Annotated in this window: 14 protein-coding genes; 10 read left to right on the top strand and 4 right to left on the bottom strand. The window is 71.4% G+C overall.

Going from position 1 to position 13,831, the window contains the following annotated elements:
- Window positions 1–184 precede the first annotated feature (184 nt).
- Window positions 185–1,675 (bottom strand): MFS transporter, encoded by a 1,491-nt coding sequence (locus tag ACFV2J_RS12050; protein ID WP_385087779.1) that lies wholly within the window; start codon window positions 1,673–1,675, stop codon window positions 185–187.
- Window positions 1,676–1,918: 243 nt separating this feature from the next.
- Between ACFV2J_RS12050 and ACFV2J_RS12055 the strand changes: the two genes are divergently transcribed.
- The 3 genes from ACFV2J_RS12055 to ACFV2J_RS12065 all read left to right on the top strand — a co-directional run bounded on the left by ACFV2J_RS12055 (window position 1,919) and on the right by ACFV2J_RS12065 (window position 4,849).
- On the top strand, window positions 1,919–2,578 hold the full coding sequence (locus tag ACFV2J_RS12055; RefSeq protein WP_385087773.1) for a TetR family transcriptional regulator: 660 nt from the start codon (window positions 1,919–1,921) through the stop codon (window positions 2,576–2,578).
- Window positions 2,579–2,709: 131 nt separating this feature from the next.
- Window positions 2,710–3,927: an alpha/beta hydrolase gene (locus tag ACFV2J_RS12060; protein ID WP_385087771.1), complete on the top strand. Its 1,218-nt coding sequence runs from the start codon at window positions 2,710–2,712 to the stop codon at window positions 3,925–3,927.
- 67 nt (window positions 3,928–3,994) lie between these two features.
- Complete coding sequence (locus ACFV2J_RS12065; RefSeq protein ID WP_385087769.1) at window positions 3,995–4,849, top strand: DUF4429 domain-containing protein; 855 nt, start codon at window positions 3,995–3,997, stop codon at window positions 4,847–4,849.
- A gap of 21 nt (window positions 4,850–4,870) precedes the next feature.
- Here ACFV2J_RS12065 and ACFV2J_RS12070 read toward each other — a convergent pair whose 3' ends face one another.
- Together ACFV2J_RS12070 and ACFV2J_RS12075 are read right to left on the bottom strand one after the other, a co-directional pair.
- Window positions 4,871–5,887 carry an aldo/keto reductase gene (locus tag ACFV2J_RS12070; RefSeq protein ID WP_385087768.1) on the bottom strand — a complete coding sequence of 339 codons (1,017 nt, stop codon included), beginning with the start codon at window positions 5,885–5,887 and terminating at the stop codon, window positions 4,871–4,873.
- A complete protein-coding gene (locus ACFV2J_RS12075) occupies window positions 5,887–6,366 on the bottom strand; it encodes a MerR family transcriptional regulator (RefSeq protein WP_385087766.1) in 480 nt (159 codons plus the stop codon). The genes ACFV2J_RS12070 and ACFV2J_RS12075 overlap by 1 nt, the downstream gene beginning before the upstream one ends.
- 111 nt (window positions 6,367–6,477) lie before the next feature.
- Here ACFV2J_RS12075 and ACFV2J_RS12080 point away from each other — a divergent pair, with 111 nt between their 5' ends.
- Together ACFV2J_RS12080 and ACFV2J_RS12085 are read left to right on the top strand one after the other, a co-directional pair.
- Window positions 6,478–6,948 (top strand): GNAT family N-acetyltransferase, encoded by a 471-nt coding sequence (locus tag ACFV2J_RS12080; protein WP_385087764.1) that lies wholly within the window; start codon window positions 6,478–6,480, stop codon window positions 6,946–6,948.
- A 19-nt stretch (window positions 6,949–6,967) separates the two neighbouring features.
- Entirely contained in the window at window positions 6,968–7,789 is an 822-nt protein-coding gene (locus tag ACFV2J_RS12085; RefSeq protein ID WP_385087762.1) for a serine hydrolase domain-containing protein, read from the top strand.
- A 185-nt stretch (window positions 7,790–7,974) separates the two neighbouring features.
- Here the strand turns inward: ACFV2J_RS12085 and ACFV2J_RS12090 are convergent, their stop codons facing one another.
- Window positions 7,975–8,637, bottom strand: coding sequence for a pirin family protein (locus tag ACFV2J_RS12090; RefSeq protein WP_385087777.1), 663 nt, complete (start codon window positions 8,635–8,637; stop codon window positions 7,975–7,977).
- Between the two features lie 135 nt (window positions 8,638–8,772).
- On the opposite strand from ACFV2J_RS12090, the gene fasR reads away from it, so the two are divergent.
- The 5 genes from fasR to fabF all read left to right on the top strand — a co-directional run bounded on the left by fasR (window position 8,773) and on the right by fabF (window position 13,731).
- Window positions 8,773–9,978, top strand: a complete 1,206-nt coding sequence (gene fasR, locus ACFV2J_RS12095) for a fatty acid biosynthesis transcriptional regulator FasR (protein WP_385087760.1) — start codon at window positions 8,773–8,775, stop codon at window positions 9,976–9,978.
- Between the two features lie 89 nt (window positions 9,979–10,067).
- Entirely contained in the window at window positions 10,068–10,991 is a 924-nt protein-coding gene (locus ACFV2J_RS12100) for an ACP S-malonyltransferase (protein ID WP_385087758.1), read from the top strand.
- Between the two features lie 16 nt (window positions 10,992–11,007).
- Complete coding sequence (locus tag ACFV2J_RS12105; protein WP_385087756.1) at window positions 11,008–12,039, top strand: ketoacyl-ACP synthase III; 1,032 nt, start codon at window positions 11,008–11,010, stop codon at window positions 12,037–12,039.
- A 71-nt stretch (window positions 12,040–12,110) separates the two neighbouring features.
- Window positions 12,111–12,359, top strand: a complete 249-nt coding sequence (locus ACFV2J_RS12110; RefSeq protein WP_148013808.1) for an acyl carrier protein — start codon at window positions 12,111–12,113, stop codon at window positions 12,357–12,359.
- A gap of 100 nt (window positions 12,360–12,459) precedes the next feature.
- Window positions 12,460–13,731, top strand: coding sequence for a beta-ketoacyl-ACP synthase II (gene fabF / locus ACFV2J_RS12115; RefSeq protein WP_385087754.1), 1,272 nt, complete (start codon window positions 12,460–12,462; stop codon window positions 13,729–13,731).
- The last annotated feature ends 100 nt before the right edge of the window (window positions 13,732–13,831 follow it).

A 13,831-nucleotide genomic window follows, 5' to 3' on the forward strand; every position in this document is an offset into this window, starting at 1 on the left:
GTCCAACCTTCCTCTCCCCCTGAACGGGAATGCGGTCCGCGAGGCGGGGCAGGCGCCTCCCGGCACGGGCGGGGGGGCCGGGGCGCCCGCGCGGGCGGTGGGGGGGCCCCCCCCGCGGGGCGCCCACCGCACAAGAAAAGGTGACACCGCGCCGGAAAGGGTGGCATCGCGCGGGAGACGCCGGTCAGATGTGACCGGCTCCGGCGCCCGCGGCGTCCGCGTTCTCGCCCCGCTTGGTGAGCAGTGCGACGAAGACCGCCACCACCGCCACGACCGCCGCGACCAGGCAGGCCAGGCTCATGCCGGAGATGAACGTGTCGTGGGCGACGGTCGTGATCTTCTCCGCGAGCTGCGGCGGGGTGCCCTTGGCCACCGGCGCGGCGCCGACCTGGACGGCCTGCGAGGCCTGGTCGAGCTGGGCCGGGGTGAGCGGCGGAAGTTTGGCGGCGGCCCAGTTGCCCGCGAGGTCGCCGTCGACCTTGGAGGCCATCACGGCGCCCAGGACCGCCGTGCCGAGGCTGCCGCCGATCTGCATCGCGGCCTGCTGGAGACCGCCGGCGACACCGGAGAGCTCCATCGGCGCGTTGCCCACGATGACCTCGGTGGCGCCGACCATGACCGGGGCGAGCCCCAGGCCGAGACCGGCGAACCAGAGCGACATGACGGCGCCGCTGGTGCCCGTGTCCAGCGTGGACATGCCGTACATGGAGATCGCGGTGAGGGCCATGCCGCCCGCCAGCGGGATGCGCGGGCCCGTCTTGGTGATCAGGGCGCCGGCCACCGGGGAGCCCACGATCATCATTCCGGTGAGCGGGAGCAGGTGCAGTCCGGCGTCGACCGGGCTCATGCCGTGCACGTTCTGAAGGTAGAAGGTGACGAAGAACAGGCCGCCCAGGAAGGCGATGGCCATCAGCACCATGAGGACCACGCCCGCCGACAGCGGTACGGAGCGGAACAGTCCCAGCGGGATGAGCGGCTCCGCGACCCGGGTCTCCCAGAGAGCGAACAGCGCGAAGCCGAGCACCGAGGCGCCGAGGAAGGCCCAGGTCAGGCCGGAGCCCCAGCCCCAGGCCGGGGCCTTGATGAGCGCCCAGACCAGGCAGAACATGGCACCGGAGAGCAGGGCGATACCGGGGATGTCGAAGGAACGCGGGGCGTTCTGCGCGCGGTGGTCGGTCAGGATCAGCAGGCCGAGGACCAGTGCGGCGACACCGACCGGGACGTTGATGAAGAAGACCGACTGCCAGCTCACGTGCTGGACCAGCAGGCCGCCGAGGATCGGGCCGCCCGCGGTGGAGGCGCCGATGACCATGCCCCAGATGCCGATCGCCATGTTCAGCTTCTCGGCCGGGAAGGTGGCCCGCAGCAGGCCGAGCGCGGCCGGCATGAGCAGCGCGCCGAACAGACCCTGGAAGACACGGAAGGTGACCACCAGGGCGATACTGTCGGACAGACCGATGGCCCCGGAGGCCGCGGCGAAGCCGACCACACCGATCAGGAAGGTCTGACGGTGCCCGAAGCGGTCGCCGAGCTTGCCCGCGGTGATCAGGGTGACCGCGAGCGCGAGGAAGTATCCGTTGGTGATCCACTGGACGTCGGCGAAGCTCGCGCCCAGGTCCTTCTGGATGGCCGGGTTGGCGATGGCGACGATGGTGCCGTCCAGGGCGACCATCATGACGCCGACGGCCACGGTGAACAGGGTGAACCACGGGTGGCCGCGGAGCCCGGAGGCCTTCGGCGGATCCGACGGGGCGACCGGCGTCCTGTCTCCGGACCCCGCCGTGTCGATGGTGGTCTGACTAGTCATGCGCCGAGGCTAGTGACAGCCGCTGACAGTTGACAAACCAATTCACAAGTCGGTAACTGTCACGTCACTCACGAGTACGCTGAGCTGGACGGGAGAACGGAAGAGGACCCCATGGACACGACCCCCGTCACACAGATGGCGCCGCGTCCGGGCCTGCGCGAGCGCAAGAAGCAGCGCACCCGGGACGCGCTGCTGCGGGCCGCCCTCGAACTGTTCGTCACACAGGGCTACGAACGCACGACCGTGGACGAGATCGCCGAGGCCGTCGACGTGTCCCAGCGCACCTTCTTCCGTTACTTCGCGGGCAAGGAGGACGTCGCCCTGTTCACCCAGGGCATCGCGGAGTCGCGCTTCCTCGCCGCCGTCCGCGAACGCCCGCCCCACGAAGCCCCGTTGGAGACACTGCGCGGCGCCGTGCTGGAGGGCTGGGACACCATCAGCGAGGCGGTCGAGGCGGTGGTCCCGATCGAACTGCACATGCGCGCCCATCAGTTGATCGAGGCGACGCCCGCGCTGCTCGCCGCCCACCTGCGCCGCTCCGCCGAGCTGGAGGACGAGATCGCCCGGGTGATCGCCGAACGCGAGGGAGTCGACGTGGACACGGATCCGAGACCTCGGGTCGCGGTGGCCGTGTTCTGCGGTGTGATGCGGGTGACGCACCGGATGTGGGGCGCGGGCGAGGACGGCAGCGTCGAGGCGATCCGCGCGCTGACCGTCGCGCATCTCGACCATCTGGGGCCCGCATTGGCGGAGAAGTGGCGCACGGAATGAGCAACTCCGCACACACAACGTCACTATTTATCTGAAACTGAACCCGCTTTGCCCCAATTACCCCGCCAGAAACGTGATCCCGGCCACTCGTTTAACGGGAGGCACCCCTCTTCTCCTAGGGTGTCCTCTCAGTGACTTCCTTCGACACATCTCCCCAACTGAACGTCTGGCGCGCGTTGCTCGCGCTGGCCGTGGTTTTCGTGATGCTGGCCACCAGTGGCTGGACCGCGGTCCACAGCCATCGGGGGGCAACCCCCCTCCAGGCGTCCCGCTCCGCGTGGGAGCACGGCCGGGTCGCCGGGCACGCTCTCCCGGACCCCGCCTCCGCGCCGAGCCGCCTGTCCCGCTTCTTCGCCTCGCTCGACGCCCACCAGCGCGGCCGTCTGGCGCACCGCTACCCGCTCGCGGTCGGCAACATGAACGGCGCGCCCGTGCGGCTGCGCTACACGGCCAACCGCGTCGCCATCGGACAGCAGCGCAGGATCGAGCTCGGGCGCATGCACGACAACCGGCTCTCGTCCCTCGGGCAGCAGGAGGCCGGCCGCCGCATGCACCGCTACGAGGCGATGCTGCACAAGGGCCGCACCTTCCTCGCCTTCGATCCCATGGGCTCGGGCCGGGTCGCCGAGGTCTTCGGCGACCTCGACAGGGCCCAGCGGATCTCCGTCGTGGTACCCGGCGTCGACACCGACCTGCTCACCTTCCAGCGCACCAACAAGAAGTACTCGGCGCCGGTCGGCATGGCGACCTCCCTGTACGAGGCGGAGCGCGCGGCGAGCCCCGCGACGCGTACGGCGGTGATCGCCTGGGCCGACTACACGACGCCCAGCGGACTCGGCATGGACGCGGCCACCGGTGTCCGCGCGCAGGAGGGCGCGGTCCGGCTGAACGCGCTGCTGCGCGCGCTGCCCGGCAAGGCCCCCGTCGCCCTGTACTGCCACAGCTACGGCTCCGTGCTCTGCGGCGTCGCCGCCCACACGCTGCCCTCCCGGGTCTCCGACGTGGCGGTCGCGGGCAGCCCCGGCATGCGTGCCGACAAGGCCTCGGCGCTGCACACCACGGCCCGGGTCTGGGCGATGCGGGACTCCGACGACTGGATCCAGGACGTCCCGTACCTCGAGTTCGGCGGCCTGGGACACGGCGCCGACCCGGTGTCGAAGGCGTTCGGCGCGCGGGTGCTGTCCGCCCGGGGGGCGAAGGGCCACGGCGGCTATTTCGAACCCGGTACGGAGAGCCTGCGCAACTTCGCGGACATCGGCATTGGCGCGTACGACACGGTGCGGTGCGCGCACGACGACGACACCTGCCGGCGGGATCTGCCCGACACCTCGGCGGCAGGACGCGCGTAGAGGACGGAAGAAGTGCGGCCCGCCCGAGGAGGGGACTCCGGCGGGCGCGCCGCTTACGATGGCCCGCATGGGTGACGTACTGGCCGGATTTCATGCCGCCTGGGAGTTCGAGTCCGACTCCGTGCTCATCCGCTTCGAGCGGGGGATCCGTACTCCGAAGCTGTTCCAGGCGCTCGGCGAACGCCGGGTTCCCCTGGAGGCGATCGAGGCGGTCGCACTGACGCCGGGCAGGCGCGGCACGGTCGTGCTGCACGCGGTTCCCAGGGCGGGCGCCGATCCGCTGATGGACGCGGCCGCCGGGCAGCTGAAGGAGGGGGCCGACCCCTACCGGCTGGTGCTGCCCACCGACCGGGAGACCCTCGCCGAGTACTACGCGGACGAGCTGCGCGCCGGGCTCACCGGGGACACCGGACCCGCCGAGCGCTACCTCGTCGCGGCGCCGCAGGCACCGATGCGGTTCAAGGCGTACGACGGGAGGGCCGCCTTCGACGGCAGCTCGGTCTCCTTCCGCTGGTTCTGGACCGGCGCGTCCTCCGCCAAGTGGAAGGCCGGCGACCAGATCTTCCCGGTCGCCGGACTGAGCGGCGTCGAGTGGCGCTCCCCCGAGGTCTTCGAGGGCCATCTGCGGCTGCTCCGCCGCGAGCCCGCCGTCGCCCAGCCGGCCCAGGCCGACCAGGATCCGGCCGCCGTCGTCTTCGGGCTCGGTTACGGGCCCGTCCACGAGTCGCTGCCGTTCGCGGCCTCGGTGCTCGCCGCCGTACGGGCCTCGGGCCCCGCACCGGTGACCTCGGTCCCCGCTCCCCGCCGCGACCCGGCCGACATCGCCGACCGCATCCGCCACCTCGGCGAGCTGCACGAGGCCGGGCTGGTCACGGACGAGGAGTTCACGAGGAAGAAGGCGGAGCTGCTGGCGGAGCTGTGAGACGCGCCGGCCGCCGCGCTCCTACTCCCGCCCCGCCGACGAGAACGACATGTCCGCGTACCGGTCCCCCGCCACCTTCGAGGCGATCGGTTCCAGCAGCGCCATCTCCTCGTCACCGAGCACGATCCGCGTGGCCGCCGTGTTCTCCTCGACCCGGCCGCGCCTGCGCGTCCCCGGAATCGGCACCGCCGCCACCCCGTACGACGCGGCCCGCCGCTGGAGCCAGGCCAGCGCTATCTGGCCGAGGGAGGCGCCGTGCGCCTCGGCCAGCGCGCGCACCGGCTCCAGCAGGGCGGCGTTGACGGCCGCGTTGTCGCCCGTGAAGCGGGGCTGCTGACGGCGGAAGTCGGTGTCGGTGAGATCCGTGTCGGCGTTCGCGAACGATCCGGTCAGGAAACCGCGCCCGAGCGGCGAGTACGGGACGAGCGCCACGCCCAGCTCCCGGGCCGCCGGAACGACGCCCGCCTCGATGTCCCGGCTGAACAGCGACCACTCCGACTGCACGGCCGTGATCGGGTGCACGGCCTGCGCGGCGCGCAGCTCCCCGCCGGTGACCTCGCTGAGCCCGAGGTGCTTGACCTTGCCCTCGCGCACCAGCTCGGACATGACCCCGACGGTCTCCTCGATGGGGATCTTCACGTCACGGCGGTGCATGTAGTAGAGATCGATCACGTCGACGTCCAGCCGCTTCAGGCTCGCCTCGACGGCCTGGCGGATGTACGGGGCGTCGTTGCGGACGACCCGCGTCGTCGGGTTGTCCGGCGGGATCGAGAGGGCGAACTTCGTCGCGATGACGAGCTCGTCGCGGTGCGCCTTGAAGAACGGCGAGAGGAACCGCTCGTTCTCGCCCTGGCCGTAGGCGTCGGCGGTGTCGAAGAGCGTGACGCCGAGTTCCAGCGCCCGCTCCAGGGTGGCCCGCGCCTCGACGGCGTCGGTGGGCCCGTACGCGAAGCTCATGCCCATGCAGCCCAGGCCCTGCGCCCCGACCTCGGGGCCGTCGGTACCGAGCCGTGTCTTCGCGATCTTGCTGTCCGTCATCAGGACCTCTCCGACGCCAGGGGCCGCCCGGCGTCCGCATAGAAACTGATCTTGTGGTCGAGGACCGCCAGGGTGTCCTGGAGCTCGGCGATCCGCGCCTTCACGTCCCGGCGGGTGGCTTCCAGGAGTTCGAAGCGCGCGAGGTAGGTGTCGTCGCCCTCCCGCACCAGTTCCGCGTACCGCACCATGTCGGCGACCGGCATCCCGGTGAGCCGGAGCTTGCCGACGAGGCTCAGCCAGTCCAGGTCGCGGTTGCTGTACCGGCGCTGCCCGGTGTGCGAGCGGTCGATGTGCGGCATGAGACCGATCCGCTCGTACCAGCGCAGGGTGTGCGCGGACAGGCCGGTGAAGGCGACGACCTCGCTGATCGTGTAGCTGTCCTGGCCGTCCGGGCGCCGCTGCCGCTCGGGAGGCGCCGCGCACACATCGGCCCGGGTGCCGGTCTCGGCGGCCTCGGCCGTGGTCTCCATCACCGTCATGACCTCCACGCTAAAACCTTGGAGTGCACTCCAAGCAAGCGGAATCCGGTAAAAGGCGACCACCGCAAAACCGGGGGACGTGCGCGGGGTGCGCTGGCTACCGTGCGGATCATGATTCTCGTACGCCGTGCCGTGCCCGAGGACGCACCGGAAGTCCTCCGCCTGCGCCAGATCATGCTCGACTCGGTCTTCCCCACCGACGGCTCCACCGAGTGGCACGCCGGGTCGCTCCCGACGATACGCGGCAGGCTGGCCCGTCCCGAGGGCGACTTCGCGGCCTTCGTCGTCGACCACCCGGACCGGCCGGGCGCGCTGGCCGCGCTCGTCGCCGGGACCGTCGAGTACCGGATCGGGCGGTCCGGCAATCCGCGGGGCGCGGTCGGTCACGTCTTCAGCGTCGCCACCGACCCCGACGTGCGGCGCCTGGGGTACGCGCGGGCCTGCATGGAGACGCTGCTCGACTGGTTCCGCGAACGGGACGTGCCCCAGGTCGACCTCAACGCCTCCGCCGAGGCCGAGCCCCTGTACGCGTCCCTCGGGTTCGTGCGCAAGCCGGACCCCTCGATGCGGCTTCGGCTGTGAGCCGCTTAGGCTCGTACCCATGTCCCTGCGCAGCCTGGCGTTGATCGAGAACTGGCCCGTCCCCACGGCCGCGGCGGCCGTCGTCCGCGCGGACGGCACGGTGACGGGGTCGCACGGCCCGGTCGACCACCCCTTCCCCCTCGCCTCGGTCACCAAGCCGCTGGCCGCGTACGCCGCGCTCGTCGCGTACGAGGAGGGGGCCGTCGACCTCGACGAACCGGCGGGTCCGGCCGGTTCGACGGTCCGTCACCTCCTCGCGCACACCTCGGGACTCGCCTACGACGAGCACCGGGTGACGTCCCGGCCCGGGGAGCGACGGCTGTACTCCAACGCCGGGTTCGAGGTCCTCGGGGACCACATCGCCAAGGCGACGGACATCCCCTTCCCGGAATACCTGCGGCAGGCGGTGCTGGAGCCGCTGGGCATGACGGGGACATCGCTGAACGGCTCGCCCGCGAGGGACGGGGTGTCGACGGTGGCGGACCTCGTGCGGTTCGCCGCGGAGGTCCAGGCGCCGCGGCTGCTCGATCCGCGGACGGTGGCGGACGCGATGACCGTGCAGTTCCCCGGCACGAAGGGGGTGCTGCCGGGATTCGGCCACCAGAACCCCAACGACTGGGGGCTCGGTTTCGAGATCCGTGACTCCAAGTCCCCGCACTGGACGGGCGCCTCGTCCTCGCCGCGCACCTTCGGCCACTTCGGGCAGTCCGGTACGTTCCTGTGGATCGACCCGGTGGTGGGCGCCGCGTGCGTCGCCCTCACGGACCGGGCGTTCGGACCCTGGGCTGCGGAGGCGTGGGCGCCGTTCACGGACGCGGTCCTCTCCGAGCTGCGGGGCTGACACGGCTGCGGGACACGGAGGGTGGTTCTTCGGGTGCGGCTGGGCGGGGGCTGGTCGCACGGTTGCCCGCGAACCACAGGACACCGGGCGCGCGGCCAGGCTTTCAGGGGCGCGGGGAACCGCGCGACCAGCCCCCACGCACCCGCGGCCGAAAGACCACCGCACGAAATCCGGGGTCGCCGGTCTCAGCGCGAGGCCGTCATCTCCCACAGCAACAGCTCCGCGGGAGCCGTCGCCACCGCCTCCAGATCCTTCGCGTCCCGGACCCGCGCCGCGTCGCCCGGCCCCAGCTCCGCGCCGTCCAGCCGCACCTCGCCCCGCACCGCGTGCACGTACACGAACGCCGCGTCCGGGACCGCCGTCCGCTCCCCCGCCGCCAGCCGCCGCACGTGCAGCATCGCCCCGGCCTCCGGGACCGCGTACGGCGTGGAGTCCGCGATGCCGTGGACGACCTCGTAGGACGGGACGCCGCCGGGCGCGACCGGAGCCAGCCACATCTGCACGAACACGAGCGGTCCCGGCCCGTCGTTGCGCTCCACGTGCCGGATGCCGGCCGCCGCGCTCAGCCGCTGCACGTCCCCGGCCCGCACCAGCGACTCGTGGCCGGCCGAGTCCCGGTGGGTCAGCTCCCCCTCCACCACCCACGTGACAATCTCGGTGTGGCTGTGCGGGTGCTCGTCGAAACCCGCGCCGGGCGCGAGCCGTTCCTCGTTGCAGGCGATCACCGCACCGAAGCGGAGGTTGTCCGGGTCGTAGTGCGGACCGAAGGAGAAGGCGTGCAGCGAGGAGATCCCGGCCGCCGGGTCCCCTCCTCGGTAGCGCTCGTCAGCGCGCCGTACCTCGATCACATCCGCCACATCCGCCACTTCCGACAGCGCCGTACGTCCGTCACGACCCCCACCGTAGCCCCGCTCCCCTTCCTCCCCGCCCCGATGGGAGACCCGCCGCCGCACGGCTCCGTCCTGATAAGGCAGTCTTGTCCCGTGCCCGAACCCGAACGCAGCAACCCCGAGCGCCCAGCGCACGACATCCACACGCACTCAGCGACCCTGAAGCGGCTGGAGAAGTCGTCCGGAAGCCTCGCCGCGCAGGCCATCGCGCGGATGGACGAGACGCTGCCGTGGTACCGGGCCATGCCACCGGAGAACCGCTCCTGGATCGGGCTCGTCGCCCAGGCCGGCATCGCCGCCTTCACCGAGTGGTTCCGGCGTCCCGACGCGCCCCAGGCCATCTCCACCGACGTCTTCGGCACCGCCCCCCGCGAGCTGACCAGGGCGATCACTCTGCGCCAGACCGTCGAGATGGTGCGGACGACGATCGAGGTGATGGAGAGCGCCATCGACGAGGTGGCCGCCCCCGGCGACGAGTCGGTGCTGCGCGAGGCCCTCCTCGTCTACGCCCGGGAGATCGCCTTCGCCACCGCCCAGGTCTACGCGCAGGCCGCCGAGGCACGCGGCGCCTGGGACGCCCGGCTGGAGTCCCTGGTGGTGAACGCCGTGCTCTCCGGCGAGGCCGACGAGGGCGCCGTCTCCCGCGCCGCCGCCCTCGGCTGGAATTCCCCCGAACACGTCTGCGTGGTGCTGGGTACGGCGCCCGACGGTGACAGCGAGCTGACCGTCGAGGCCATCAGGCGGGCGGCCAGGCACGCCAAGTTGCAGGTGCTGACCGGGGTGCTCGGGGACAGGCTCGTGGTGATCGCGGGCGGCAGCGACAACCCGCTCGGGGTCGCCAAGTCACTGATCGGCCCGTACGCCGCCGGGCCCGTCGTCGCCGGGCCGATCGTGCCCGACCTGCTCGCCGCGACCCGCTCCGCGCAGGCCGCCGCGGCCGGCCTGAAGGCGTGTTTCGCCTGGCAGGACGCCCCGCGCCCGGTCCTCGCCGACGATCTGCTGCCGGAGCGCGCGATCGCCGGAGATCCCGCGGCCCGTGAGCAACTGGTGGAGGAGATCTACAGACCACTCGAGGAAGCCGGCTCCGCGCTGCTCGAAACCCTCAGTGTCTATCTGGAACAGGCGAGCAGCCTCGAAGGCGCGGCCCGAATGCTCTTCGTTCACCCCAACACCGTGCGCTACCGGCTACGACGTGTGACTGACGTCACCGGTTGGTCACCCTCGGATGTACGATCCGCCTTCACGCTGCGGATCGCGCTCATCCTGGGACGTCTGGCCGATGGAGATCCCCAGACGTAGGCATTTGTCGAAGCCCTACAATTCCCCTTCGTGTTCTTCGTCCCTGTCCCCACGGGCGGCCGTGGCCGTCCACAAGAGAGAGTGTGAGAGTGCTCGTACTCGTCGCTCCCGGCCAGGGCGCCCAGACGCCCGGCTTCCTGACTCCCTGGCTCGATCTCCCCGGTGCCGCCGACCGCCTCGCCGCGTGGTCGGACGCCATCGGTCTCGACCTTGCCCACTACGGCACGCAGGCCGACGCGGACGCGATCCGGGACACGGCTGTCGCGCAGCCGCTCCTGGTCGCCGCCGGACTCCTCTCCGCCGCGGCCCTCGGCGACGTGGCCGCCCTCGCTCCCGGCGCCGTCGCCGGACACAGCGTCGGTGAGATCACCGCCGCCGCGTTCGCGGGGGTGCTCGACGACACCGCCGCGCTGACGCTCGTACGCACCCGGGGCCTGGCGATGGCCGAGGCCGCCGCGATCACGCAAACCGGCATGTCGGCGCTGCTCGGCGGAGACCCCGAGACGACGGTCCCGCACCTGGAGAAGCTCGGCCTGACCCCCGCGAACGTGAACGGCGCGGGCCAGATCGTGGCCGCCGGCACGCTGGAGCAGCTGGCGGCCCTGGAGGCGGACAAGCCCGACGGCGTACGCCGGGTGGTGGCCCTGAAGGTCGCCGGCGCGTTCCACACGCACCACATGGCACCCGCCGTCGAGACGCTCGCGCAGGCCGCCGAGGCCCTCGACCCCGCGGACCCGCGGGTCACGTACGTCTCCAACAAGGACGGCCAGGCCGTCAAGTCCGGGGCCGACGTCCTGAAGCGGCTGGTCGGCCAGGTGGCCAACCCGGTCCGCTGGGACCTGTGCATGGAGACCTTCCAGGAACTCGGCGCGACCGCGCTGATCGAGGTGTGCCCGGGTGGCACGCTCACCGGCCTCGCCAAGCGCGCGCTGCCGGGTGTGAAGACCCTGGCGCTGAAGACCCCAGACGACCTCGACGCGGCTCGCGAGCTCCTCGCCGAGCACAGCGCCTGACAAGGAGCCCGAGAGCATGTCGAAGATCAAGCCCAGCAAGGGCGCCCCGTACGCACGGATCCTGGGCGTGGGCGGCTACCGTCCCGTCCGGGTCGTGCCCAACGAGGTGATCCTCGAGACGATCGACTCCTCCGACGAGTGGATCCGCTCGCGTTCCGGCATCGAGACCCGTCACTGGGCCTCCGACGAGGAGACCGTCGCCGCGATGTCGATCGAGGCGTCCGGCAAGGCCATCGCCAACGCCGGGATCGACGCCGACCAGATCGGCGCCGTGGTCGTCTCCACCGTGTCCCACTTCAGCCAGACCCCGGCCATCGCCACCGAGATCGCCGACAAGCTCGGTACGAACAAGGCCGCCGCCTTCGACATCTCGGCCGGCTGCGCGGGCTTCGGCTACGGGCTGACCCTGGCCAAGGGCATGGTCGTCGAGGGTTCGGCGGAGTACGTCCTGGTCATCGGCGTGGAGCGGCTGTCCGACCTCACCGACCTGGAGGACCGCGCGACGGCCTTCCTGTTCGGCGACGGCGCGGGCGCGGTCGTCGTGGGCCCCTCCCAGGAGCCGCACATCGGCCCCACGGTGTGGGGCAGCGAGGGCGACAAGGCCGGCACGATCAAGCAGACCGTGCCGTGGGACCGTTTCCACGTCGGTGACGTCTCGACGCTCCCGCTCGACTCCAAGGGCGAGATCAAGTTCCCTGCGATCACGCAGGAGGGCCAGGCGGTCTTCCGCTGGGCCGTGTTCGAGATGGCGAAGGTCGCCCAGCAGGCGCTGGACGCGGCCGGGATCAGCCCGGACGACCTGGATGTCTTCATTCCCCATCAGGCCAACGAGCGGATCATCGACTCGATGGTGAAGACGCTGAAACTGCCGGAGCACGTCACGGTCGCCCGGGACGTACGCACCACCGGCAACACCTCGGCCGCCTCGATCCCGCTCGCGATGGAGCGGCTTCTGGCGACCGGTGAGGCGAAGAGCGGCGACACCGCGCTCGTCATCGGATTCGGGGCGGGTCTCGTGTACGCCGCCACGGTCGTTACCCTCCCCTAGGCACACCGTCCGGACCACTCCGGCCGGAGTACCGCCACACCAACTGGATACATACCGAAGGAGCGCCTGACATGGCCGCCACTCAGGAAGAGATCGTCGAAGGTCTCGCCGAGATCGTGAACGAGATCGCCGGGATCCCCACCGAGGACGTCCAGCTGGACAAGTCCTTCACCGACGACCTGGACGTCGACTCCCTGTCCATGGTCGAGGTCGTCGTCGCCGCCGAAGAGCGCTTCGACGTCAAGATCCCGGACGACGACGTCAAGAACCTCAAGACCGTCGGCGACGCGACCGACTACATCCTCAAGAACCAGGCCTGATCCGCGGATCGGGCCCGGCCCGGTCCACCGATCAGTCCGTTGCCCCGCCACCCGGCGGTGGCGCCGCTGAATCCTCGTATCCGTTGGAGAAAGAATTCCCGTGAGCTCGACCAATCGCACCGTGGTCGTCACCGGTATCGGCGCAACCACACCGCTGGGTGGCGACGCAGCCTCTACCTGGGAGGGCCTGGTCGCCGGCAAGTCCGGCGTCCGCGCCCTGGAGCAGGAATGGGCCGCCGAACAGGCGGTCCGCATCGCGGCGCAGATCGCCGTGGAACCGGGCGAGGTCATCCCCCGCCCGCAGGCCCGCCGTCTCGACCGCTCGGCGCAGTTCGCGCTGATCGCGGCCAAGGAAGCCTGGGCGGACGCCGGTTTCACCGACCGGGCCGGTGACGACCCGGCCATCGACCCGGACCGTCTCGGCACCGTCATCGCCTCCGGCATCGGCGGCGTGACCACCCTGCTCGACCAGTACGACGTGCTGAAGGAGAAGGGCGTCCGCCGCGTCTCCCCGCACACCGTCCCCATGCTCATGCCGAACGGCCCGTCCGCCAACGTGGGCCTGCTCGTCGGCGCCCGCGCCGGCGTGCACACCCCGGTCTCCGCCTGCGCCTCGGGCGCCGAGGCCATCGGCTACGCCATCGAGATGATCCGCACCGGGCGCGCCGACGTCGTCGTCGCCGGCGGTACCGAGGCGGCCATCCACCCGCTGCCCATCGCCGCCTTCGGCAACATGATGGCGATGTCCAAGAACAACGACGACCCGCAGGGCGCCTCGCGGCCCTACGACGTCGCACGCGACGGCTTCGTGCTGGGCGAGGGTGCCGGCGTCCTGATCCTGGAGTCCGCCGAGCACGCCGCCAAGCGCGGTGCCCGGATCTACGCCGAGGCGGTCGGCCAGGGCATCTCCGCCGACGGCCACGACATCGTGCAGCCGGAGCCGGAGGGCCGCGGCATCTCGCAGGCCCTGCAGAACCTGCTGGACAACACCGACCTCGACCCGGCCGAGATCGTGCACGTGAACGCGCACGCGACCTCGACGCCCGCCGGTGACGTGGCGGAACTGAAGGCGCTGCGCAAGGTCTTCGGTGACGACGCCGACCACATGGCGGTCTCCGCGACCAAGTCGATGACCGGTCACCTCCTCGGTGGCGCCGGTGGTGTGGAGTCGGTGGCGTCGGTGCTGGCGCTGTACAACCGGATCGCTCCGCCGACCATCAACATCGACAACCTCGACCCCGAGGCCGAGGCGAACGCCGACATCGTGCGCGGGGAGGCCCGCAAGCTGCCGGTCGAGGGCCGCATCGCCGCGCTGAACGACTCGTTCGGGTTCGGCGGGCACAACGTGGTGCTGGCGTTCCGCACGATCTGAATTCGGCCGTAGATGCACTGAACCGGCGTGGGGGGGGGGGGGGGCGGGGGGGGGGGGGGCGCCCGCGGGGCACGCGGGGGGAGTGTGGGGGTGTGGGGGT

Source organism: Streptomyces sp. NPDC059668 (assembly GCF_042734135.1).
Lineage (GTDB): Bacteria > Actinomycetota > Actinomycetes > Streptomycetales > Streptomycetaceae > Streptomyces.

What these genes read in the sequence shown, in the direction of transcription:
- ACFV2J_RS12050 (WP_385087779.1), bottom strand. Translation starts at nt 1,675, where the DNA reads ATGATGGTCGCCCTGGACGGCACCATCGTCGCCATCGCCAACCCGGCC.
- ACFV2J_RS12055 (WP_385087773.1), top strand. Translation starts at nt 1,919, where the DNA reads ATGGACACGACCCCCGTCACACAGATGGCGCCGCGTCCGGGCCTGCGC.
- ACFV2J_RS12065 (WP_385087769.1), top strand. Translation starts at nt 3,995, where the DNA reads ATGGGTGACGTACTGGCCGGATTTCATGCCGCCTGGGAGTTCGAGTCC.
- ACFV2J_RS12070 (WP_385087768.1), bottom strand. Translation starts at nt 5,887, where the DNA reads ATGACGGACAGCAAGATCGCGAAGACACGGCTCGGTACCGACGGCCCC.
- ACFV2J_RS12075 (WP_385087766.1), bottom strand. Translation starts at nt 6,366, where the DNA reads ATGACGGTGATGGAGACCACGGCCGAGGCCGCCGAGACCGGCACCCGG.
- ACFV2J_RS12080 (WP_385087764.1), top strand. Translation starts at nt 6,478, where the DNA reads ATGATTCTCGTACGCCGTGCCGTGCCCGAGGACGCACCGGAAGTCCTC.
- ACFV2J_RS12085 (WP_385087762.1), top strand. Translation starts at nt 6,968, where the DNA reads ATGTCCCTGCGCAGCCTGGCGTTGATCGAGAACTGGCCCGTCCCCACG.
- ACFV2J_RS12105 (WP_385087756.1), top strand. Translation starts at nt 11,008, where the DNA reads ATGTCGAAGATCAAGCCCAGCAAGGGCGCCCCGTACGCACGGATCCTG.
- ACFV2J_RS12110 (WP_148013808.1), top strand. Translation starts at nt 12,111, where the DNA reads ATGGCCGCCACTCAGGAAGAGATCGTCGAAGGTCTCGCCGAGATCGTG.